The 1229-nt window shown below is 73.8% G+C and carries 1 protein-coding gene; it reads right to left on the bottom strand.

Going from position 1 to position 1229, the window contains the following annotated elements:
- Positions 1-161: 161 nt before the first annotated feature.
- A partial coding sequence (locus AC27KI_RS25225; RefSeq protein WP_487116528.1) for an alpha/beta hydrolase domain-containing protein occupies positions 162-1229 on the bottom strand: 1068 nt, incomplete at its 5' end.

The following is a 1229-nucleotide window of genomic DNA, read 5'->3' as shown; positions in this document are numbered from 1 at the left end:
CAGCGCGCGCATCAGCGGGCCGGGGTAGATGGGCGAGGTGGGCAGGCGGCAGCCGGGCTGGGGCTTGGCCACGGCGTCGGCCGCGGCGAAGTGCTGGGTGCCGGCGACCAGATAGGCGCGCACCTCGGGCGGCAAGCCCAGGTGGTGGCCGCGCGCATCGGTCACGCTCTGGCTCGCGTGCGAGGCCCACATTTCGTATTCGGAGTCCACCTGCATGATGCGCGGGCAGCTTGCCGTGGCACGGCAGCGCTGCAGCAGGCCATCGGTGCGGCCGGTCTGCGGATCGGTGCTGGCTTCGTAGGCCATGGGGAACTGGTCCACCGGGTACAGGTGTCGGTGTTGGGGCCCGGGTTGCGCGCGGGCTGGCCGAAGCGCGCGCTCGTGAAGCTGCGGCGCCCGCCGGGGATCTGCAGCAGCAGGCCGTCGTACACGGGCCGGTGGTCGGCCGATTCGTTGAAGCCCAGGTAGACGAAGTCGCGCAGCACCCGGCCCGACTGCGAGATGCCGGTGCCCAGCAGGTGCCGCATCTGCGGCTGGCCGCCGTGGGCGAGCGGGTTGGCGGCGCTGCCGTCGTGGCGCAGGTAGTGGGCCACGTCGCGCAGCGCGGCCAGGCCCAGGCCCATCACCTGCGGGTCGCGCGCGGTGTAGGTGAACTCGTAGATGGCGTCGGCCGGCTGGCGGGCGGGGCGGGTGATTTCCAGCGTCTGGTCGTCCACGAAGCGAAAGGCCAGGCCCGCAGGCTGCGTGCGCTCGTCCTGCGCGCGCGGGCGCACCGTGAGGCGCGCGCCTTCGCGCGTGGCCGCCGGGTAGGCGAGCTTGACGGTCTGCACGGCCTCGGCCTGCTTGGGCGTGAACACCCATTCATCGCGCGAGGGACCGGTCAAGCCGGCCAGCACGGGCACGTTCAGGCCCAGCAGCGCTGCGCCTTTGCTGCCGCCCGAGACGGGCAGGTCGCCCTGCCAGCCGATCCAGGCCAGCGTGTAGCCCTGCGCCAGCAGGAAGCCGGCGCCGGCATCGGCCGCCTGCTGCAGGCGGCCATAGGTGGCGGGTGCGTCGTCGTACGCCGGGCCGATGAGCTTGCGGCCCCGGTTGGGCACCTCGACCAGCAAGGTGCCGTTGGGGCGCTCGGGCTGCAGGATCACCACGTCGGCCACGGCGGTGACGCGGCCCGCCGCGTCGCGCGGAGCGATCGCGATGTCGGCGATGCCCGCGTTGCGCGGGTCGGCCGG

It is taken from the genome of Acidovorax sp. KPB24-03 (assembly GCF_057546605.1).
This window is presented reverse-complemented; position numbering and strand designations above follow the sequence as displayed.